Source organism: Algoriella sp. (assembly GCF_036647415.1).
Taxonomy (GTDB): Bacteria; Bacteroidota; Bacteroidia; order Flavobacteriales; family Weeksellaceae; genus Empedobacter.
Genome location: NZ_JAVXKG010000020.1, coordinates 1 through 21131 on the forward strand (window position 1 = coordinate 1; position 21131 = coordinate 21131).

A 21131-nucleotide genomic window follows, 5' to 3' on the forward strand; every position below is an offset into this window, starting at 1 on the left:
TAGAGCATCTGACTGTTAATCAGAGGGTCCTTGGTTCGAGCCCAAGAGGAGGAGCGATAAAATAGAAAGGCTATCAATTTTGATAGCCTTTTTTTATTTTATATTAATTTCTACAGGATTATTTTCTAACCAATTTTTCGCCATTTCAAATGCAGAAATAGTTTGGTTATATTCTATTGGAACTGATTTTAGTGCTTTTAGATATTCCTGATTCACCAAGTCAATTGTATAGCGTTCGGCTTGTTTTAATTGCTGATTACTCCTGTTTTTTAGATAATATTCATTCTCTTTTATAAATCTGAAATATTCATCTACCATTTCCCATAATTCAGGAACACCTTTTCCTATTAAACCAGAGCCTATAATCGATTTTCTTTTCCATTGTGAAGACTTTGTTGGTAAAAATTGTAAAGAGCGTACAATGTCTAATTTAGCATCTTTTACAAGCTTTTCTTGGAACGAGTCAGACTTGTTAACGAAGATTAAATCCGCCATTTCCATTATTCCTCGTTTTATTCCTTGTAAATCATCACCAGAACCGGGTAATTGTAAGAATAAAAATAAATCAGAAATTTCATTTACCAAAGTTTCAGATTGTCCAACGCCTACAGTTTCTATCAATATAGTTTCAAAACCTGCCGCTTCGCATAATAAAATGGCCTCGTATGTTCGAGATGTTACACCTCCTAAAGAGCCATTAGAAGCACTTGGACGGATAAAAGCATTATTTTCTCGAGACAAATCTTCCATTCTCGTCTTATCGCCTAAAATACTTCCTTTTGACAAAGAACTACTTGGGTCGATAGCTAAAATAGCAACTTTTTGACCTTGATTAATGATATATTTTCCTAAAGATTCTATAAAAGTACTTTTTCCTACACCTGGAATTCCAGTTATGGCAATTCGTTTTGAAGTTTTGGATGTTGGTAATAGACTAATAATTTCGTGGGCTAATTTTAAATCATCTAAACGATTACTTTCCGCTAAAGTAATTGCTTTTGAAAGTGCATAACGATCTCCTTCTTTTATCTTTTCGGCAAGAATATTTGGTTCTATTTTTCGCATATGATTTAATCTTATTTTAAAGATAATTGCTTTGATAAGAATAAAAAAATCAGAATAATAATTAATCTATTATTTTATATAGCTGGTGTATGTTAATTGTATGTAATTATTTGACTAATATTGTTTAAGTTATTTAAAATGAGTTATTAATATTTTTAAATTAAAGAATTATGAATTTAATCTTTCTTCTTTAATTTTTTTCATAAAAATAGATGGAGATTCGTTTGTTATTTGCGTAAAAATTGTTGTAAAGGTACTGTGCGAAGTAAATCCACAATCGCTTGCCAAATAACTGATTTTTGTATTAATATACTTTGGTTCGTTTTTTAGTCGATCAACAATGTAGTTTATGCGTAATTCGTTCAAATAATTGTTGAATTGTTTTTGACGATGTGTTTTTATTATTTCTGATAAGTATTTTGTATTCGTTTCAAACTGTTTTGCTAAAGAAGATAAATTAATATCTTTCTTGATGAATCCTTTGTTTTTCTCGAATAACTCTAATTTTCGTAGAAGAATTTTCTCTGTTTTAGAAGAAATATTGATTGATAATTGAGGTTCTTCTTGTATTATTTCTTGATTAGTAGTTGTTTTAATATTTTCCTGTGTTAAGGCTTCTGTCTTTTTATCTTCCTCTATTTTTACAGTATTCGATAAAGTTTCTCTAACTACTTCAGTTTTGTTGGTTGTCGTATTTTCTGTTAAAGAATTACTTTGTTCTGTTTGATTACTTTTCTTTGTTAGGAAGTAATAGATTAAACCTAAAACAATTACACAACTTACAACGATTAAAACAATTACCCAAGTGTTCATTTTTTTAAATTATTTTCGGATTAATTAAAATATAACTATTATTAAATCAATAAAATAAACGTTTTTCTCAATTTTATTGTTTTAGTAAATTTACTCCGAAATATTGAAATAAAAAAAAGGCTAATTTTAATTAGCCTTTTTTTGTAAATCTTCTTTATCATTAGAGCAGCCGCAACCTTTGGAGCAGCCACCGCTTTTACCTGAACTAAATGAGTTTTTTATAAGTTTGAAAACATACCAAACAGCAAATCCGAAAAGAAATGCTATAAAAATATATTGTATCCAAATATTGTCCATATTAATTATTTTAATAAATGATAAGCTATAAAAGCTACTAAATATGCAAAACCAGTCATAAATCCTGTTTGTAATAAGGTCCATTTCCATGAGTTTGTCTCACGTTTTACAATTGCAATTGTACTCATACATTGCATAGCGAAAGCGTAAAATAATAACAAAGAAATTCCTGTTGCAAAATTATATGCAGGTTCTCCTGTATTTTGGTTAATCTCTGATTTCATTCGTTGAAGTAAGCTGTTTTTTTGTCCTTCATCTTCTACATCAACTTCTCCTAAGCTGTAAACTGTAGACATTGTTCCGACAAAAACTTCACGTGCAGCGAATGAAGAAATTAGTCCAATTCCCATCTTCCAATCGTATCCTAACGGTTCTACAACTGGTTCTATAACAGAGCCTAATCTACCAAGATATGAATGTTCTAATTTATAAGAAGCAATTTCGTTTGTCAAATCTATTTCATTCATTTTTGGGTTATTAGCCTTTACAATTTCTTCTGCATTGTTAAATTGTTCACCGGGTCCGAAAGATCCTAAAACCCAAAGAATAATAGAAATTGCAAAAATAATTTTACCTGCATCTACCAAAAATCCTAAAGTTTTTTCCCAAACATTGATAAAAACATTCTTCCAATCTGGAAGTTTGTATGTTGGCATTTCTAAGATAAGGTAACTTTTATGTTTCGTTTTTATAATTAAATTCAATAAAACAGCGCTTCCTAATGCTCCTAAAACACCCAAAATATACATGATAAAAAGAGCTAAAGCTTGATAATTTAATCCAAGTATTTTTTCATCAGGAATCACCAAGGCGATCAATACAATGTAAATTGGTAAACGAGCCGAACATGTCATAAACGGTGTTACCAAAATGGTTAACAATCGTTCTTTATTATTCTCTATGTTTCGCGCAGACATAATTGCTGGTACGGCACATGCAACTCCAGAAATTAATGGAACCACACTTTTTCCACTTAATCCGAAAGGTTTTAACCATCTATCCATTAAAAAAACAACACGGCTCATATAGCCTGTTTCTTCCATAATAGATATAAAAAGGAATAAAATGGCGATTTGTGGAACAAAAACAGCGATTCCTTCTATACCAGGAATTATTGCTCCTGCAACAATATCGTTGATTGGACCTTCTGGAATTAAAGTGATTGCTTTTTCATCAATCCAACCAAATAAATCTTCAATCATCGTCATCAAAGGTGCTGCCCAAGCATAAACTGCTTGAAACATCACTAATAAAATAACGAAGAAAATTAAATATCCTAAAATTGGATGAATAAGAATTTTATCAATTTTATCTGTAAAAGTTTCATTTCCTTTGAAGTCGTATGTAATAATAGAATCTAAACGTTCTTCAAGAAATTTATTACGGTCTAATGTTTCTTTTACTTGTAAACGACGAGGAATTAGATTTAATTCTTTTTTTAAGGCATCTAATTGTTGTTGTTCCTCTTGCGAAATAAACGGAATTTCTTTTTGCGAAAGATAATGCCAAGCCAAATAATCTGATTCAACATTAAATTTTTCTTTTACTTGTTGTATTGGGTTAGAAAATTCTGAAGGAATCTCTAACATTGGTTTATATGCTTGCGCAGGTTGTGTTAATGCGTTTATCAACTCATCAAGACCTTTGCTTGTACGTGCATTTGTAAGATAAATCTTGGTTTGTAAAAATTCTTCTAATTTTTTGATGTCAATATGAAGTCCTTTACTGTCAATTTCATCCATCATATTGATAACGAAAATTGCAGGAACGCCTAAATCTCTTACTTGTTGATACAATAAAATAGAGCGTTTCAAATTCAAAGGTTCACCAACAACAACAGCTAAATCTGGGTGATTAGCATTTGTTTTATCTCCAAGAATTTTGAAAACAATTTCTTCATCCAAAGAGCTAGGATACATGGTATATGTACCTGGCATATCTGTAATCTGAAATTTATTTCCGTTACGTTCTATATTTCCTACGCGTTTCTCAACCGTTACACCAGGATAATTTCCTACTTTTTGACGAAGATTTGTAAGTTTATTAAAAACAGAAGTTTTACCTACATTTGGGTTACCGACTAAGGCAATTTTATAGTGAGTCATTTATTTTTTATTAATCAAGATTTTGTCTGCTTCATTTCTGCGCAGTGCTAAAACAGACTTGTTTGTTACGATACTAATACAAATTGGTCCACCAAATGGCGCCTTGTTTCTTATTTGTAATTTAGTTCCTGGGATAAAGCCCATTTCGTATAATTTTGCAGGAATATCTTCGGTATTATAACCGCTAACTTCTGCAATTTCGCCTATTTTTAAATCTCTTAAAGTAAATTCCTCAACCAATCCTTCCATTACATTTATGGTATTAAATAGTCACAAAGATACCTAATTTTTAATTAATCCAAATAGAAGAAATATCATAGTTTAAATTTCTTTCTGATTAAATTTCAATCAATTCAAGTATTTAAATTCAAAAAAAAGATTATCTTTGCAGTCAATTTTTATTTAAACATTAATTTATGTACGCAATTGTAGAGATAGCAGGGCTTCAATACAAAGTTGAAAAAGACCAACAATTGTTTGTAAACCGTTTGGCTGGTGAAGCAGGTGACGAAGTAAAATTCGACCGTGTTTTATTGACTGATAACGGAGCAATCACTGTCGGCGCCCCAGTTATAGACGGAGTTACTGTCGTAGCTAAAATCGTTGAACACGTGAAAGGAGACAAAGTAATCGTTTTCAAAAAGAAAAGAAGAAAAGGTTACCAAAAGTCTAACGGTCACCGTCAACAATTCACTAAAATTGAAGTAGCTTCAATCGGTTAAGATTGGCTTTAATTTATTATTAACTCTTAAAAACAAAACGAAATGGCACATAAGAAAGGGGTCGGAAGTTCGAAAAATGGTCGTGAATCACATTCGAAACGTTTAGGTGTTAAAATTTTTGGTGGACAAGCAGCAATCGCTGGTAACATTATTGTTCGTCAAAGAGGTACACAACATCATCCTGGTGATAATGTAGGAATCGGTAAAGATCACACATTATTCGCTTTAGTTGACGGAAAAGTAGTTTTCACTAAAAAACGTAACGATAGATCTTACGTTTCAGTTGAACCATTAGCTTAATTGCTAACTTGACGCGAAAACGCTAAAAATATAAAAGCTCGAACTTATTGGTTCGAGCTTTTTTTGTTTTACATTAAATTGATGTTATTTTAATAAAGGTAATTGTAGTAATGATGATTGAAAAATAATAAGTTTTGATTGTAATTAATAAAGGAATATTATAATGTTATGTATTATATATTACTACATTTGTTCTCCACTTTGTAAATAAAATTTTTATCATTTAATTTAATCAATTATATAGTAATTACAAGTCTTGCTCAATTTTTAAAAATTCAATTATGAAATTTTACTCAACAATATTATTTTTAACGAGTATAATAACTTATTCTCAATCTATTAAAAATTCCGATAAATTTATTGGGTTTAATGCTGAACTAATAGAAAATAATCTTACCAACTCCTTAGGTTTTCATAAAGCTATATATAAAGAAGGTTCTATAGAATATTATTATAAATATAAAGATGTCAATAAGGATGTAGAAGAATTAATATATCTAACGAAAGATGATAATAATATTTTAACTGGTGTAAAATACATACCATCTAACCCTTCATTATTAATTAATTACATTGAAAGTCTTAAGGATAATGGATTTATTCAAGTTAGTAAAGAGGATTTAAATTATGACAAAGATTTGAATCCTGACATATTTATTTTATTTATTAATAAAGATAATATAGTTGTAAGAATTGATGGGAAAATTAGTGGTGTACATGTTGCTAATATTTATAAATATAAAAAATAATTGTTGATAAATAATCAGAAAAATTCTGATATTTCTATATAGTATATTATTTCAACCCAAAAAAGCATCCAATTTCTTGAATGCTTTTTGATTTTATTATTTTAGATGAAGTTGAATTGTCTAATTCTCACATCAACTTAAAATTTTATTCTTCTTCCGTTTCAATTCCCCAGCCTTGTGCTGTAATTGGAACCATTTGCTCGCTTCCGCGTGTAATCAAATAATTTTCCTCGTTTTTACCTGTTACGTGTCCAATCACTGTTAAGTGTGGATTTCCTTTTATTTTCTCGAAATCTTTTTGATCGATTGTAAATAATAATTCATAGTCTTCACCGCCACTCAACGCGCATGTAATAGGATTAACTTTAAATTCTTCGGCTGTACGAATAACAGAAGAATCTAATGGAATTTTTTCTTCGTAAATATTAAATCCAACACCACTTTCTTTTGATAAATGAATGATTTCTGAAGATAATCCATCCGAAATATCAATCATAGAAGTTGGTTTTACTTTCAATTCTTTCAACAATTTTACAATATCCAAACGCGCTTCTGGTTTCAGTTGACGTTCTACTAAATATGAATATTGCTCTAAATCTGGCTGATTATTTGGGTTAACTTTAGTTACTTGTGCTTCGCGTTCTAAAACTTGTAAACCAAGAAATGCTGCACCCAAATCTCCCGAAAGAACAACTAAATCATTTTCTTTCGCGCCATTTCGGTAAGCCAAATCCTTTTCTGGAGCTGAACCAACGGCTGTCATATTAATGATTAAACCATGAACAGACGAAGTCGTGTCACCACCAACAATATCAATTTCGTATTTGTCACATGCGTATTTCATTCCGTTATAAATTTCGTCTACAGCTTCTATCGTAAAACGATTAGAAAGCGCAATAGAAACTAAGATTTGTTTCGGAATTGCATTCATTGCCAAAATATCACTAATAGCTGTTACAACCGCTTTGTAACCCAAATGGCGCAACGGCATATAACTCCAATTAAAGCTAACGCCTTCTACCAACATGTCTGTAGAGATAACAACTTTTTCTTTTTTGTAATCTAAAACAGCAGCATCATCACCAATTCCTTTGATAGAGCTTTCTAACTTAATTGGAAAACCTTCTTTTATTTGATTGATTAAACCAAATTCGCCAATTTCGGCTAAACTTGTTTTTGAAACATTTTTATCTTCTAACATCGGTTTATTTTTGAGTAAAAATTGAAGGATCTACATTTTCTGAACGAAATGGTAAGTTGATAATATCTTGTTTTGACAACGTTTTTATCGTTTTTCCTTCAAATGATTTTTTTATATTTTCTAACATTTCTGTTGGTGGAGCTTGCATTTTTCGTTTCACCATCGAAAACCAAACACCTGTCAATTCCGAATGACAAAGATGTGTACCATCTTGGTTATACAAATTATGAATAAATTGATAAATCATTCCATCCTCAGACATTCCGCCAATTTCTACCGTAATGTAAATGTCTTCACCTTCCATTGCTTCTTTGAAAAATGAAAATTGTTCGTGCAAAATTGCAGGTCCAATCCCATATTCTCCCAAATTTTGCATTGAAACACCATAATCTCTAAGAAAAGAAATACGCGCAAAGCTTGTGAAATTCATGTAAGACGCGTTGGCTAAATGTCTATTTGCATCTAAATCAGACCAACGTACGCTGGTTTTCTGAAAATAGGTGTTCTCCATTGTAATCAATTTTTTGTAATTGCAAAGTTACGGATAAGTATTTAGTGGATAAAGGATAATATTTTTAATGAATAGAAATTAAGAAAAACAATAATATTTAACATCAAATTAATAAACCTCATCTGTAAATTTTGTACCTTTAATAAGCTATAAAACAGATATATTATGAAAAAAATATTATTTCCAACAGATTTTTCAGAGACCGCAAATAATGCTTTTATTTACGCCTTGAATTTAGCAGAGAATCAAAATGCAGAACTATATGTACTTCATGCTTTTCAATATCCAATGATTAGTGGAGGAGTTGATGCCGTGATTTTACAGGATGTGTATGATACAATAGAACTGAATAATTTTGAAAATTTAAAAGAAAGTATTCCAGGTCTTAGAAAATTAGCAGAAGATAATGGATTTACAAATGTAGATTTAAAATTTGTAGTAAAAGAAGGTATGCTTACATACGTTTTACCAAAAATTATAGAAGAAGAAAAAATAGATTTCGTAGTAATGGGAACTACAGGAAATACAGGCTTTGAGAAAGTTATTTTTGGTTCGAATACGATGAATGCCATCCGAGATCTTAAAATTCCGATTCTAAGTATTCCTCATAATTATAAATATAAAAGAATAAATAATATTGGTTTTACAACAGTTTTTCAAGATAAAGATAGAAAAGCTTTAGACTACTTAACAGAAATTGCCTACCGATACAAAGCAAAAGTACATTGTTTACATGTTTCGAAAGATGGTAATTATGATATACCAACACTTAATCATTGGAAAGATTATTACAAAGACGAGCCAGTCGATTTTTCTATATATACAGCAGATGAGTCTGTAGATGCTGTTTTAGAATTTATAAAAGAAGAAAAAATAGATATTTTAACTGTTGTAAGCACTAATAAAGGTTTTTTTGAAAAATTATTTTCACCAAGTTTTACAAAGAAAATTTTATCACAAAATAGTATTCCTTTATTTGTTTTTCATGAATAGAATAGTCTAATTCTTTTAAAAAGCTCGGTCTGTGTAAAATAGATTGAGCTTTTTTTTGTTACTGATATAAAATTATTTGTAACTTGAGTATACAAAACACTAAAAAAATGAAAAAAATATTATTCCCAACCGATTTTTCAGAAACAGCCAACAATGCTTTTCTTTACGCCTTGAATTTAGCTAAAAGTATAGATGCACAAGTTTATATAATGCATGTTTATGAGTTGCCAATGATAACGGGAAGTTTGAGTGCTGGCCTAATTCAGAATGTTTATGAAACAGTAGAAATGGGAAGTTTTGAGAATTTTAAAGATAATATTCCACAATTAAGAAAAATAGCAGAAGACAATCAATTAAGTGAGATTCCGATGAAATTTATCCTCGAAGAAGGAAATTTTCTATACATCTTACGTGAAACAATAGAAGAAGAAAGTGTCGATTTTGTTGTTATGGGAACAGACGGTAATTCTGGTTTTGAGAAAATGCTATTTGGCTCGCATACAATCAATGTTATTACATCGCTCAAAGTTCCAATTCTAAGTGTACCGCAAGGAATGTCTTTTCAAGGCTTTAAAAATATTGGTTTTACAACCGTTTTTGACCAAAAAGATAAAGATGCACTCAAATATTTGATAGAAATAGCGAATCGTCACAAAGCAAAAATTCATTGTATGCATGTTTCGAAAGATGGTAAGTTTAATCTTCAAGCACTTAAAGATTGGGAAAATCAATTTGAAAATGATCCTGTTGTTTTCGAAATCTATCACGATGCTGACCCAGTAAATGCAGTTTTAGATTTTATAAAAGATAAAAAGATTGATTTATTAACTGTTGTAAGTCGCAATAAAGGATTTTTTGATAAAATATTTTCGCCAGGATTTACTAAAAAAATCGCCAATAAAAATATTACACCATTGTTCGTCTTTCACGAACGTAAAGCTTAAGGAAATGTTGAAAAACATTTCCTTTTTTCTATACTTGTATTTTACTAAAAATCATCTAAAAAAGTGTTATAAATAAAAATTATACCTTTGTCTCGTGAAAAAAATAGCCATTGTTGGAGGTGGTGCAGCAGGATATTTTGTTGCTGCAAACCTCGGAAAAACTGTCGGACAACAAACTGTATTGTTTGAACAAGCCAATTTACCACTTCAAAAAGTTCGTGTATCTGGAGGAGGAAGATGTAATGTAACACATGCATGTTTTGATCCATTGGATTTGGTCGAATTCTACCCGCGTGGAAAGAAAGAATTATTAGGTGTTTTTTATACTTTTCAACCAGGCGATACAATGGCTTGGTTTGATGATCGTGGAGTTGCATTAAAAATAGAAGACGATAACCGTGTTTTTCCAGAAAGCGACTCGTCTTTGTCAATTATAGAGGCTTTAACTAAAGCTGTTGATCAAAATAAAGTTCAATTAAATTTTTCTGACGGAGTACAAGAAATTGCTAAAGTGGAGGGAGGTTATGAATTAACAACCAAATCAGGAATACATTTTTTCGAAACTGTAATTATAACAACAGGTAGTACACCAAAATTCTGGAAAAGTTTAAAAAATATGGGATTAAAAATTGTTAATCCTGTACCATCATTATTTACTTTTAATTGTAAAGATCCTCGTATAGAAGGTTTGATGGGTATTTCTTTTGAGCAAGCTGAAGTAAAAATTATCAATCAAAAACTAGAAGCTGAAGGTCCAATGTTAATTACGCATTGGGGATTTAGTGGACCTGCAATTTTGCGTTTATCTGCTTGGGGAGCTTTAAAATTGAGTGAATCGGCATATAAATTTGATATCGAAATAAATTTTGTTAATCAATCTAAAGAAGAAGTTTTTACTTTTTTGAATGATAAAAAACAAGTTGACGCGAAGAAAAATGTCCATAAAAATAATCCATTCGATTTTCCGAAACGCTTCTGGATTAGTATTCTTAATTATTGCAATATTGATGAGAATAAAGTTTATGCAGATTTATCTAAAAAACAACTAGAAGCAATTGCAACAGAACTATGTCAAGGTAGATATGCTATAAACGGAAAAAGTACATTCAAAGATGAATTTGTAACAGCTGGTGGAGTTGATTTAAAAGAAATTGACTTTCACTCGATGCAATCCAAAAAAATACCCAACTTATTTATGGCTGGCGAAGTTTTGAATATTGATGCAATAACTGGCGGATTTAATTTTCAAGCGTGTTGGTCTGAAGGGTATGTAATATCAGAAAAATTAAAAGAAATTTATTAATAGTGTATATTTTACACAGTTAAAAATTGAGGGATAAACCTTGATAATAAAGATTTTTTTAAAAATTACTATGTTAACATAACATTATTATAAAATTATGTTATTTTTGTTAAAAGGTATTAATTTAAACGAACAAAAAATATGAAGAAAATTTTCTTAACCTTGGCATTAATCGGTTTATCATCTTCTGCTTTTGCAGGTGGTTACCGTGTTGCTTTACAGGGAGTTCGCCAAGCAGCTTTGGGAGGGACTTCGGCTACACAAACACATGATGCAAGTGTGGCATTTTATAACCCTGCAGGTCTGGCTTTTGTTGATAGTAAACTAAGCATTGCAGTAGGTGGATTTGGTGTAATGACAGATGTAAAATGGCAAGATCCAAGTACATTGCAATCAGCAGAAACAGATAGTAAAATGGGTACACCAATGTATTTGGCTGTAAGTTATAAACCAACAGATGATTTAGCAGTAGGTGTTAGTGTTTCTACTCCATTTGGTAGTTCTGTTACATGGCCAGAAGATTGGCAAAATAAATCGAATATTACACATATAGATCTAAAAGCATTTAATATTCAACCAACTGTAGCTTATCGTTTTAATGATTGGTTTAGTATTGGAGTTGGATTTATTTATTCTCATGGTACAGCAAAATTAGAAAGAGTACAATCTGTTTCTGGAAATGATATTAAATTAAAATTAGAAGATAAAGATGCTCACGGATTAGGATTTAACATTGGTGCAATGTTTAAGCCGTCAGATAAATTTGGAGTAGGTATTGCATACCGTTCTAATGTAGACATATCAGCTAACAAAGGAGATGTTACATGGACAGGAGTTCCATCTGGAATTGCGAACAATGTACCGTTCAACACAGATCAATGGAAAACTGTTTTACCATTACCATCTGAGTTTACTTTCGGAATGTCTTACAAAGTTTTACCGAAATTAGAGATTTTTGGAGATATCGTTTGGCAAAATTGGACACGTTACAAAAGTTTAGATATTACGTTATACAATGACGCATCAAATACTTTTTATACATCAACATCGACTAAAAACTGGAAAGATAATACACTATTACGTTTTGGAGCTGAATATACTTTCAGTGATATGATTACAGGACGTGTAGGTTACTATCATGACAAATCTCCGGTGCCAGCTTCTTATTGGTCATCAGAAACACCTAGTGCAAACTTAAACTCAGTTTCAGCAGGTTTAGGATTTAAATTTAGTTCAGGATTTAATTTAGATTTATTTGGTTCTTATGTTCAAGGTGACGAAAGACACGTTAACAACATTCAACAAAATTTTTCTGGAGATGTAAAATTACGCGCAATAAACTTTGGTTTAGGAGTATCGTATAACCTTAAATAATACTAAAAATGAAACATATTAATAAACTAGTTTTAGTTGCATTAGCTGCTACAATGTTCAATTGTAGTCAAGATTTTGAAAATCCAGTAGAAGATTTTCAAGTAACAAAAGGTAATGCAGACTTTACAAAATATATCGCTTTAGGAAATTCATTAACTTCTGGTTATAGAGATAATGCTTTATACAGATCTGGACAAGAAAATTCTTACCCAAATATCATTGCAGGACAAATGAAAGCTGCAGGTGGAGGAGAGTTTAAAATTCCTTATATGCCAAATGATGTAGGAGGATTTAATAATGCTTCTTTTGGAGGATTATTTCCAGGGAAACTAGAATTAAAAATTGTTGGAGGAGCTTTAACTCCTGTAGCAACAGCTCCTGGTGCAGCATTAGACAATGTTGCTGCTGCTGGACCATATCAAAATATGGGAGTACCAGGTGCCAAATCTTATCATTTATTAGCGCCAGGTTACGGTAGCCAAGCAGGAATTGCAGCAGGTACTGCAAATCCATACTTTTTTAGATTCTCTAATAGTGCGACAACATCTGTTGTTTCTCAAGCAGCAGATCAGAAACCAACATTCTATTCATTGTGGATTGGTAATAACGATGTGTTAGGTTATGCAACAGGTGGAGGAGTTGGTTTAGATCACAATGAAACAGGAAATGTAGCAGCGGCAACTTATGCTTCTGGAGATATTTCTAACGTTGCAGTTGTTAAAAACTCTATAGCTGGTATTGCAGCAGCAATGAAAGCTGGAGGAGCTAAGGGAGGTGTTATTGCGAATATTCCTTCTGTTACAGCAATTCCATATTTTACAACTGTTCCTGCAACACCTATTTCTGGACTAACAGATGTACAAGTAACGGCTTTGATGTCTGCGCAAGCTTATGGTAAATATAATGCAGGGTTGGGTCAAGCAAAAGCTGCAGGATTACTTTCAGATGCTGAATATCAACAACGTTTAATCAAGTTTACAGCAGGTACAGCTGTTAATGGAGCTGTAATTTTGGATAAAGATTTAACGAATTTAGCAGCTTTAGGATTACCAAATTATCGTCAAACAACGTCTAAAGATTTAATCGTTTTAACAGCATTAAGTTTATTAAGACAAGGAGTAGGTACACAAACTCCTTTAGAGGATAAATATGTTTTAACAGCGAAAGAAACAGCGAAAGCTGAAGCTGCAGTTATTAAATACAATGCTGCAATTGCTGAAATAGCTACGGCTAATAACTTAGCATTAGTTGATGCATACACAGAAATGAAAAAGTTAAGTTCAGTATCAGGAATTAAATATTATGGACAAACATATACAACTACATTTGTTTCTGGAGGAGCGTTTTCATTAGACGGTGTTCATTTAACAGGAAGTGGTTATGCAATTGTTGCTAATATGTTTATCGATGCAATTAACAGAAAATATCAATCAACATTAAGACACGTATATCCAGGTAATTATCCAGGAATTGCAATTCCTTAATCGATTTGATTAATTATATAACAAAAAAATCCGCTCATCGAGCGGATTTTTTTGTTATATACATTTAGAAAATTATTTCAATTCTTCACGACGCATAAATTCTTCAGCTTTTTCGACCATATTTTTTGATCCACAAAAGAAAGGAATACGTTGATGTAACTCTGTAGGTTCGATATCCATAATACGTTGAAAACCATCAGAAGCTTTACCACCAGCTTGTTCTGCAATAAAAGCCATCGGATTACACTCATATAATAAACGTAGTTTTCCGTAAGGATTATTTGTTCCAGAAGGATAAATATAAATTCCACCTTTCAACATATTTCTATGAAAGTCAGAACATAAAGATCCAATGTAACGAGAAGTATAAGGACGATCTCCCTCATCAGCTTGACAATATTTGATGTAGTTTTTTACACCTTGTGGAAATTTAACATAGTTACCTTCGTTAACAGAATAAATATTTCCATTTTCTGGAATTCTCAAATTTGGATGAGAAAGATAAAAAGTTCCGATTCCTGGATTCAAAGTAAATCCATTCACTCCATTTCCTGTTGTATAAACCAACATTGTCGATGTTCCGTAAATTACATAACCCGCAGCAACTTGTTTGTTTCCGGGTTGTAAAAAATCTTCTAAAGTAACGGGCGTTCCTGTTTCTGTAACACGGTGATAAATAGAAAAAATTGTACCAACAGAAACATTAACATCAATATTAGATGATCCATCCAATGGATCAATTAATACAACATACTTACTGTTTTTAGAATGTTCTGCGCCTTTAATTTCGATAAAATCTTCGTTTTCTTCGGACGCGATACCACAAACTACTTCACGTTGCGATAAAGTTTCGATAAAAGTGTCGTTTGCGAAAACGTCTAATTTTTGTTGTTTTTCGCCCTGTACATTTTCATTACCAAATTCGCCTAAAATATTAACTAATCCGGCTTTGTTTACTTTGTAGTTAACAACCTTTGTTGCTAATTTTATTGAGCTCAGTAGTCGAGAAAGCTCTCCAGTAGAATAGATAAAATCTTCTTGATTTTCAATAATAAACTCTCCAAGAGTTTGATGAGAATTTGTTGCCATAACTGTGTTTTGCTTGTCAAATATCGGAATAAAAACTCAATTTTCAATCATTTCAAACGTTTGAAATTGTTCTAAATACATGAAAATCATATTTAAAATTTATTTTTTGATTTAATTAAAATCGGTCAATATATAATTTTTACTTTGGTTATATTTGCAAGTTAATATTTTACAAAAAATTAGATAGAAATGAAAGTTTTCAAATTCGGTGGTGCGTCCGTAAAAGATGCAGCCGGCGTTAGAAATGTTGCAGATTTACTGCAATCAGTAGGTTACGAGAATACATGTATGATTGTTTCTGCTATGGGCAAGACAACAAATGCATTGGAAGAAGTAGTCAAACGCTATTTTGAAAACGAAGATTTCGAGAAGACAATAAATGCTGTTAAATTGCAACATTTGGATTTAGCGAAAGAATTGTTTGAAAATGCGGATGAGGTTTCTAACGAGATTTCTCAATTTTTTGATGATATCATTTCGTTTTTAAGACGTAACAAATCGCCAAATTACAGTTATGTTTATGATCAAATTGTTTGTTGTGGAGAATTAATCTCAACAAAAATCATCAGTATGTATCTTAATTCTATTCAAGTAAAAAATGAATGGTTAGATGTACGCGATTATATCAAAACAGACAATACTTACCGCGAAGGAAAAGTTGATTGGAAATTGACAGAAGAAAGTATTTCGAGATTATCAAAAACAGGATTCTACATTACACAAGGATTTTTAGGTTCTGATCCTAACTTTTTTACAACAACATTAGGTAGAGAAGGTTCAGATTATTCTGGAGCTATTTTTGCGTATTGTTTAAATGCAGATAGTATGACAATCTGGAAAGATGTACCAGGTGTTTTAAATGCTGATCCACGTTACTTTGATGAAACAATTTTATTGAATCATATTTCTTACGAAGAAGCAATAGAATTAGCTTATTATGGTGCATCTGTTATTCATCCAAAAACATTGCAACCTTTGCAACAGAAAGAGATTCCTTTCTTTGTAAAATCATTTATAAATCCAACGGAAGCAGGAACAGAAGTGGCAAAAGGACAACCTTTAGAGCCTAACGTACCTTGTTTTATTTTGAAACGCGAACAACATTTAATTCGTTTATCAAGTAAAGATTTTTCTTTTATTACAGAGGACAAGTTGAGTGGAATTTTCAATAAATTATACGACTATCAAATAAAAGTAAATTTGATGCAAAATTCAGCAATTTCATTATCTTTATGTTTAGAGGATAAATATGATAACTTGCAAAAATTTGTTTCAGATATGAATAATGCATATAAAGTGCATGAAGAAAACGATGTGCTTTTATATACGATTCGTCATTTTGATGATCAATCAGACAAAGTTATTTCAAAGGAAAAAGAACTTTTGCGTCAAACTGTACGCGAAACATTACAAATAGTTGTAAAATCTTAAATGAGTTTAGTTACTACACAGGATATATATTCGGCTACAGGTCTTTCAAAATTAGGAATAATAGGGAAGCCTGCAGCTTGGTTATTGAAAAAAATCACCAGATTAGATCAACTAAATAAAATCTATAATCGTGGGAAACATTTAGAGTGCTCACCGTTTTTAGATTATTTAATTGATGATTTGGGCGTGGATTATGAAATACACGAAGAAGATTTAAAAAGGATTCCGAAAGACGGTCCATTTATTATTATTTCTAATCATCCACTTGGGGCTTTAGATGGAATTATTTTGATGCACATGATGTCAAAAATTCGTCCAGATTTTAAAATCATGGGTAATTTTCTTTTACAGAAAATAAAACCTTTAGATCCAATGATTATTCCCGTAAATCCATTCGAAACGCGTAAAGATGCATACAGTAGTATTGCAGGTATGCGCGATGCGTTGAAGTTGTTACGTGATGGTGGTTGTTTGGGGATATTTCCAGCTGGTGAAGTTTCTTATCGTGATGATGAAGGTAAAATTACCGATCGTCAGTGGCAAGAATCAGTAATGAAATTGATCAAAAAATCAAAGGTGCCAGTTGTTCCAATGTTTTTTAGAGCAAAAAATAGCAATGTTTTTTATAGAGTTGCAAAAATGCATCCCGATCTTCAGACAGCAATGTTGCCTTCGGAAATGGTTAAAAAAAGAACGCGTCCTATTCAGATTCGTATTGGGAAACCAATTTTGCAAAAACAACAGGACGAACATTCGTTGATTGGAGATTTTTCAGACTTTTTGAGAAAGAAAACATATATGCTTTCGTCTTATTATAATAAAAAACGAAGCTTTACGGAGGTTCTTAAAAATCCTTCAAATATAGAGTTGAAAATTCCGAATTTACCAAGTTTATCTTCCTCAAATAAAAAGGTTAAGCCGATTGTTTCTGAAACTAATTTAGAATTAATTTTAAAGGATATTGAAGGTTTACATCGTCACGAAGATTCATTATTATTTACAAATAACAATTATGAATGCTTTTTTACGAAAGCAGAGAATATTCCAAATATTTTAAGAGAAATTGGTCGTTTACGAGAAATTACTTTTAGAGAAATTGGTGAAGGAACAAACGATGAAATCGATTTAGATCGTTTTGATAATCACTATCACCATTTATTTTTATGGGATAAAGATGGAAATAAAATTGTTGGTGCATATCGTATGGCAATTGGTTCGGAGGTTTATGAAAAGTATGGTATTAGTGGTTTTTATGTTCACGAATTATTCAATTTTGATCCAGAAATTCATCCATTCTTTAATAAGTGTATCGAAATGGGACGTGCTTTCGTAACAAGCGCATATCAACAAAAACCTATGCCATTGTTTTTGCTTTGGCGTGGAATTGTGCATATTACGTTACGTAATCCGAATCAAAAATTTATAATTGGAGGAGTAAGTATTAGTAATAAGTTTTCAGATTTCTCAAAATCATTGATGATTGAGTTTATGAAATCTCATTATTATGATTCTACAGTTGCACAATATGTACGTGCTAAAAATGAATTTAAAGTAAAACTTCGCGAAGAGGATAAAGAATTTATTTTTGATGAATCTGAAGCAGATTTGAACAAATTTGATAAACTAATTGATGAATTAGAGCCAAATATGTTGCGTTTACCAGTTTTGATTAAGAAATACATCAAACAAAATGCAAAAGTAATCGCATTTAATGTTGATCCGAAATTTAATGACGCTATTGATGGATTAATGTATATCAGAGTTTCCGATATACCAGAATCTACTGTTCGTCCTGTATTAGAGGATATACAAGCGGAATTAGATCGTAAAATACAATCAGGAAAATTTGATGGGAATCTACTTTAAGGTTCCCATTTTTTATGTAATTTAATAGAGTAAAAATTTACTTCTATGAATATTGTATTTCGTTTACTTATTATTGTTGGATTGATTTACAGCTGTACACCAAAACCAGCAGAAAATCAAGAAAAAATAATTTCTGAAAAAGAGTCTAGTTTCAATCCGACCAATTATGGCAAACCGATTTCTACCATTTCAATTCTAAGTTATCCTACAGCTGAAGAAGCAAAAGATTCCGGAAGTGAAGCAATTGTTGGTATTTCTATAAATGATGCTGATAAATTTATTCATAATATTATTGATGCTGATGAAATTGTTTTGAATGATAAAAAAGTACAATTAATTATAGATTATCCACTCAAAAAATCAGTTATCTACAAACTTGAAAATGATAAAGGTTTTTCTCGTAAAGATTTAATTTTAGCAATTCAGGAGAAGTATAAAGAAATTTATAAAATAGAAGAAGAAACTGCGAAAATAAAAACTATTCCAGTAAATAATCGTGAAGGATTATTAAATCGTAATGAAACTGATGGAAAATTTGGTATTTGGGGACACGATTTAAGTGATTTATATTTAACAGATATAGAGGTTTATAAAGATTATAAGGGTCTTGTTAGCCTAGTTTTGTATATAGAATCTTAAAATTAAACATAAAAAAAATGCGCTCAACTATGTTGAACGCATTTATATTTTAGCTTCGCTCTAATTATTTAGCTACTGCTGTAGAATCAGCTGCTGGAGCTGCTACTGCTGCAGAATCAGCAACTACTGCTGTAGAATCAGCAACTACTGCTGTAGAATCAACTGCTACTGCTGTAGAATCAACTGCTGGTGCTTCAACTGGTGCTTCTTCAGTTTTCTCTCCACAAGATACTGCTCCTAATGATAAAGTTGCAACTGCAACTACTGCGAAAAATTTTTTCATTTTTTTTAATTTAATCGATTAAACAAATTTGTTATTTGATGAGTCAAAGTTAGAATGATTTTGACGTGATTTAATAAAAATTAATTGTAATTATTTTGTAAATCAATTTCTATTTTACAAAAATCTAGAATACAATTATATAAACGTTGAAATTTTCCGAAATTCTAAAATTTAAAAACATAAAAAACTCCTTAATTCTAAAAGAAATAAGGAGTTTTTAGAGTTGTTTTCGATCAATTTTACTTCAAAACCTGCGCTTCAAGTTTAAACTTCTCTATTTTATTAAAAATTAAATCTAATCTTAAATTATGAATACTTCCGATGTGCGAAGTCTGAAATTCTTTGTGTGGTACATAAGTTCCGTTTTCTACAGAAAGTCCTACTTCACGGTAAGCATCACGGAAAGGTGTTCCGTTTTTGATTGCTTCGTTGATATTTTCTACCGTATAAATCGGGTCATATTTTTCTTGATTGATGTAATCATCTTTTATCTGAAGTTGCGGTATTGCAAAAGTCAAAATATCAATAATATTATCAAATTGCATCATCGGTTCAAATAAAATTTCTTTCAAAATTTGATAATCACGGTGATATCCACTTGGCAAATTATTAATCGTCATCATAATATCATTTGGCAAAGCCTGAATACGATTGCAATGTGCACGTGTTAATTCGAAAACATCAGGATTTTTCTTGTGTGGCATGATAGACGAACCTGTTGTCATCTCATTTGGTAATTTTACAAACGCCAAATCTTGCGAATTGTATAAGACTAAATCGTACGACATTTTAGATAGTGTTCCACAAATCATTGCTAAAGCAGTTGCAACAGATTTTTCCGTTTTTCCACGTAACATTTGTGCGCCAACAGAAGAAACCAAAATTTCTGAGAAACCTAATTCCTGTGTTGTTTGCAATCTGTCAATAGGAAAACTTGTTCCGAAACCTGCTCCAGAACCCAAAGGATTTTGATCTGCAATTTTATAAGCCGCTTCAAAAAAGTATAAATCTGTTAATAAACTTTCTGCATAAGCCGAAAACCACATTCCGAAACTACTTGGCATCGCTGCCTGAAAGTGTGTGTAACCAGGAAGTAAATTATTTTTAAGTTCTTCTGCCTTTTGTAGAAAAATCTCAATCAGATTGATGATTTTTTCAGTTGTAACTTTAATATATTCTTTTTCGAAAAGTTGAATTGCAACTAAAACTTGATCATTTCGCGAACGCGCAACATGTATTTTTTTTCCTGCATCACCCGTTTTTTCAATTAAGAAAGCTTCAATTTTAGAATGTATATCTTCAAAATCATCACCAACTTCAAAATTGTTTTCCGCGATCAACACCAAAATTTCGTCTAAAGCAATTTGTAATGCATCGTTTTCTTCGTTTGTAATCAAACCAGTTTTTGCCAACATATTCGCCTGTGCTTTAGAAGCAAGTGCGTCATATTTAGCCAAATGTGCATCTAATTCTCTGTCTTTACCAACAGTAAATTTTTCGATTTTATCATTAATGGTAAAACCTTTGTCCCAAAGTTTCATATTTATAATAATGAATTAAGGGCGCAAAGTTAGTAAAAACTTGTATAATTTTTCATAAAAGACGTATAATTATAAATATTATTTAATATTTATTCATCTAAGAAAAATTTTATTGAATATAAAAGTGAATAAAATGAAGAATATTTTAGAGAAATAATGTTTCTAATTAAGATATTAAAAATTGTGAATTAATTCAATTTCGTAAATAATCATGCCAAAAATTATCAACTTGATATTTTGACTATCCTAAAATTTCTAACTTGAATTTTTTAGGAGCTAAATCCTTGTAAAAGTGAAATTTAATACTTTTTTGTAATTAGTCTAAATTATTAGTATATAACTAAAATATATCATTCTTTGATGAAAAATTCTTACTATAAACGTACTTTTGTATACAAATAAAAGATTAACATTCATAAAA

The 21131-nt window shown here is 30.9% G+C and carries 21 protein-coding genes; 11 read left to right on the forward strand and 10 right to left on the reverse strand.

Annotated features, from left to right (window positions below; translation table 11 throughout):
* Nucleotides 1-93: 93 nt before the first annotated feature.
* From meaB to RSC72_RS09505, 5 genes are all read right to left on the reverse strand, one after another.
* Complete coding sequence (gene meaB, locus RSC72_RS09485) at nt 94-1065, reverse strand: methylmalonyl Co-A mutase-associated GTPase MeaB (protein ID WP_332546850.1); 972 nt, start codon at nt 1063-1065, stop codon at nt 94-96.
* Nucleotides 1066-1233: 168 nt separating this feature from the next.
* On the reverse strand, nt 1234-1878 hold the full coding sequence (locus RSC72_RS09490; protein WP_332546848.1) for a helix-turn-helix domain-containing protein: 645 nt from the start codon (nt 1876-1878) through the stop codon (nt 1234-1236).
* A gap of 126 nt (nt 1879-2004) precedes the next feature.
* Nucleotides 2005-2175 carry a FeoB-associated Cys-rich membrane protein gene (locus tag RSC72_RS09495; RefSeq protein WP_332546846.1) on the reverse strand — a complete coding sequence of 57 codons (171 nt, stop codon included), beginning with the start codon at nt 2173-2175 and terminating at the stop codon, nt 2005-2007.
* A gap of 5 nt (nt 2176-2180) precedes the next feature.
* Nucleotides 2181-4280: a ferrous iron transport protein B gene (gene feoB, locus RSC72_RS09500; RefSeq protein ID WP_332546844.1), complete on the reverse strand. Its 2100-nt coding sequence runs from the start codon at nt 4278-4280 to the stop codon at nt 2181-2183.
* Nucleotides 4281-4529, reverse strand: coding sequence for a FeoA family protein (locus RSC72_RS09505; RefSeq protein ID WP_332546842.1), 249 nt, complete (start codon nt 4527-4529; stop codon nt 4281-4283).
* Nucleotides 4530-4696: 167 nt separating this feature from the next.
* Here RSC72_RS09505 and rplU point away from each other — a divergent pair, with 167 nt between their 5' ends.
* The 3 genes from rplU (at nt 4697) to RSC72_RS09520 (ending at nt 6051) form a co-directional block, all read left to right on the forward strand.
* Nucleotides 4697-5002: a 50S ribosomal protein L21 gene (gene rplU, locus RSC72_RS09510; protein WP_019975660.1), complete on the forward strand. Its 306-nt coding sequence runs from the start codon at nt 4697-4699 to the stop codon at nt 5000-5002.
* Between the two features lie 42 nt (nt 5003-5044).
* Nucleotides 5045-5302 carry a 50S ribosomal protein L27 gene (gene rpmA / locus RSC72_RS09515; RefSeq protein ID WP_332546837.1) on the forward strand — a complete coding sequence of 86 codons (258 nt, stop codon included), beginning with the start codon at nt 5045-5047 and terminating at the stop codon, nt 5300-5302.
* 281 nt (nt 5303-5583) lie between these two features.
* On the forward strand, nt 5584-6051 hold the full coding sequence (locus tag RSC72_RS09520; protein WP_332578483.1) for a hypothetical protein: 468 nt from the start codon (nt 5584-5586) through the stop codon (nt 6049-6051).
* Nucleotides 6052-6196: 145 nt separating this feature from the next.
* Here RSC72_RS09520 and thiL read toward each other — a convergent pair whose 3' ends face one another.
* Entirely contained in the window at nt 6197-7252 is a 1056-nt protein-coding gene (gene thiL, locus RSC72_RS09525; RefSeq protein ID WP_332545021.1) for a thiamine-phosphate kinase, read from the reverse strand.
* A gap of 4 nt (nt 7253-7256) precedes the next feature.
* Nucleotides 7257-7763 (reverse strand): acyl-CoA thioesterase, encoded by a 507-nt coding sequence (locus tag RSC72_RS09530; protein ID WP_332545020.1) that lies wholly within the window; start codon nt 7761-7763, stop codon nt 7257-7259.
* Between the two features lie 165 nt (nt 7764-7928).
* On the opposite strand from RSC72_RS09530, the gene RSC72_RS09535 reads away from it, so the two are divergent.
* The 5 genes from RSC72_RS09535 (at nt 7929) to RSC72_RS09555 (ending at nt 13861) form a co-directional block, all read left to right on the forward strand.
* Nucleotides 7929-8756, forward strand: a complete 828-nt coding sequence (locus RSC72_RS09535; RefSeq protein ID WP_332545018.1) for a universal stress protein — start codon at nt 7929-7931, stop codon at nt 8754-8756.
* A 107-nt stretch (nt 8757-8863) separates the two neighbouring features.
* Nucleotides 8864-9700 (forward strand): universal stress protein, encoded by an 837-nt coding sequence (locus RSC72_RS09540; protein ID WP_332545017.1) that lies wholly within the window; start codon nt 8864-8866, stop codon nt 9698-9700.
* A gap of 94 nt (nt 9701-9794) precedes the next feature.
* Nucleotides 9795-11003: an NAD(P)/FAD-dependent oxidoreductase gene (locus RSC72_RS09545; protein ID WP_332545015.1), complete on the forward strand. Its 1209-nt coding sequence runs from the start codon at nt 9795-9797 to the stop codon at nt 11001-11003.
* A 141-nt stretch (nt 11004-11144) separates the two neighbouring features.
* The gene (locus tag RSC72_RS09550) at nt 11145-12377 is read left to right on the forward strand and encodes an OmpP1/FadL family transporter (RefSeq protein ID WP_332545014.1); all 1233 of its coding nucleotides are present in this window, start codon (nt 11145-11147) and stop codon (nt 12375-12377) included.
* Between the two features lie 8 nt (nt 12378-12385).
* Nucleotides 12386-13861 (forward strand): G-D-S-L family lipolytic protein, encoded by a 1476-nt coding sequence (locus RSC72_RS09555; protein ID WP_332545012.1) that lies wholly within the window; start codon nt 12386-12388, stop codon nt 13859-13861.
* Nucleotides 13862-13933: 72 nt separating this feature from the next.
* Here the strand turns inward: RSC72_RS09555 and fbp are convergent, their stop codons facing one another.
* Nucleotides 13934-14950 carry a class 1 fructose-bisphosphatase gene (gene fbp, locus RSC72_RS09560; protein ID WP_332545011.1) on the reverse strand — a complete coding sequence of 339 codons (1017 nt, stop codon included), beginning with the start codon at nt 14948-14950 and terminating at the stop codon, nt 13934-13936.
* 189 nt (nt 14951-15139) lie between these two features.
* Here fbp and RSC72_RS09565 point away from each other — a divergent pair, with 189 nt between their 5' ends.
* From RSC72_RS09565 to RSC72_RS09575, 3 genes are read left to right on the forward strand one after another with little or no spacing between them, the layout of a single operon-like run.
* Entirely contained in the window at nt 15140-16381 is a 1242-nt protein-coding gene (locus tag RSC72_RS09565) for an aspartate kinase (RefSeq protein ID WP_332545010.1), read from the forward strand.
* Nucleotides 16382-18247, forward strand: a complete 1866-nt coding sequence (locus RSC72_RS09570; protein ID WP_332545009.1) for a lysophospholipid acyltransferase family protein — start codon at nt 16382-16384, stop codon at nt 18245-18247.
* A 45-nt stretch (nt 18248-18292) separates the two neighbouring features.
* The gene (locus RSC72_RS09575; protein ID WP_332545008.1) at nt 18293-18886 is read left to right on the forward strand and encodes a hypothetical protein; all 594 of its coding nucleotides are present in this window, start codon (nt 18293-18295) and stop codon (nt 18884-18886) included.
* Nucleotides 18887-18950: 64 nt separating this feature from the next.
* Here RSC72_RS09575 and RSC72_RS09580 read toward each other — a convergent pair whose 3' ends face one another.
* Together RSC72_RS09580 and argH are read right to left on the reverse strand one after the other, a co-directional pair.
* On the reverse strand, nt 18951-19169 hold the full coding sequence (locus RSC72_RS09580) for a hypothetical protein (RefSeq protein ID WP_332545006.1): 219 nt from the start codon (nt 19167-19169) through the stop codon (nt 18951-18953).
* A 239-nt stretch (nt 19170-19408) separates the two neighbouring features.
* On the reverse strand, nt 19409-20710 hold the full coding sequence (gene argH / locus RSC72_RS09585) for an argininosuccinate lyase (RefSeq protein ID WP_332545005.1): 1302 nt from the start codon (nt 20708-20710) through the stop codon (nt 19409-19411).
* Nucleotides 20711-21131: the final 421 nt, after the last annotated feature.

Excerpts from the sequence above, each read along its gene's own strand:
- meaB (WP_332546850.1), bottom strand. The coding sequence starts at position 1,065 with ATGCGAAAAATAGAACCAAATATTCTTGCCGAAAAGATAAAAGAAGGA.
- RSC72_RS09490 (WP_332546848.1), bottom strand. The coding sequence starts at position 1,878 with ATGAACACTTGGGTAATTGTTTTAATCGTTGTAAGTTGTGTAATTGTT.
- RSC72_RS09495 (WP_332546846.1), bottom strand. The coding sequence starts at position 2,175 with ATGGACAATATTTGGATACAATATATTTTTATAGCATTTCTTTTCGGA.
- feoB (WP_332546844.1), bottom strand. The coding sequence starts at position 4,280 with ATGACTCACTATAAAATTGCCTTAGTCGGTAACCCAAATGTAGGTAAA.
- RSC72_RS09505 (WP_332546842.1), bottom strand. The coding sequence starts at position 4,529 with ATGGAAGGATTGGTTGAGGAATTTACTTTAAGAGATTTAAAAATAGGC.
- rplU (WP_019975660.1), top strand. The coding sequence starts at position 4,697 with ATGTACGCAATTGTAGAGATAGCAGGGCTTCAATACAAAGTTGAAAAA.
- rpmA (WP_332546837.1), top strand. The coding sequence starts at position 5,045 with ATGGCACATAAGAAAGGGGTCGGAAGTTCGAAAAATGGTCGTGAATCA.
- RSC72_RS09520 (WP_332578483.1), top strand. The coding sequence starts at position 5,584 with ATGAAATTTTACTCAACAATATTATTTTTAACGAGTATAATAACTTAT.
- thiL (WP_332545021.1), bottom strand. The coding sequence starts at position 7,252 with ATGTTAGAAGATAAAAATGTTTCAAAAACAAGTTTAGCCGAAATTGGC.
- RSC72_RS09530 (WP_332545020.1), bottom strand. The coding sequence starts at position 7,763 with ATGGAGAACACCTATTTTCAGAAAACCAGCGTACGTTGGTCTGATTTA.
- RSC72_RS09535 (WP_332545018.1), top strand. The coding sequence starts at position 7,929 with ATGAAAAAAATATTATTTCCAACAGATTTTTCAGAGACCGCAAATAAT.
- RSC72_RS09540 (WP_332545017.1), top strand. The coding sequence starts at position 8,864 with ATGAAAAAAATATTATTCCCAACCGATTTTTCAGAAACAGCCAACAAT.
- RSC72_RS09550 (WP_332545014.1), top strand. The coding sequence starts at position 11,145 with ATGAAGAAAATTTTCTTAACCTTGGCATTAATCGGTTTATCATCTTCT.
- RSC72_RS09555 (WP_332545012.1), top strand. The coding sequence starts at position 12,386 with ATGAAACATATTAATAAACTAGTTTTAGTTGCATTAGCTGCTACAATG.
- fbp (WP_332545011.1), bottom strand. The coding sequence starts at position 14,950 with ATGGCAACAAATTCTCATCAAACTCTTGGAGAGTTTATTATTGAAAAT.
- RSC72_RS09565 (WP_332545010.1), top strand. The coding sequence starts at position 15,140 with ATGAAAGTTTTCAAATTCGGTGGTGCGTCCGTAAAAGATGCAGCCGGC.
- RSC72_RS09570 (WP_332545009.1), top strand. The coding sequence starts at position 16,382 with ATGAGTTTAGTTACTACACAGGATATATATTCGGCTACAGGTCTTTCA.
- RSC72_RS09575 (WP_332545008.1), top strand. The coding sequence starts at position 18,293 with ATGAATATTGTATTTCGTTTACTTATTATTGTTGGATTGATTTACAGC.
- RSC72_RS09580 (WP_332545006.1), bottom strand. The coding sequence starts at position 19,169 with ATGAAAAAATTTTTCGCAGTAGTTGCAGTTGCAACTTTATCATTAGGA.
- argH (WP_332545005.1), bottom strand. The coding sequence starts at position 20,710 with ATGAAACTTTGGGACAAAGGTTTTACCATTAATGATAAAATCGAAAAA.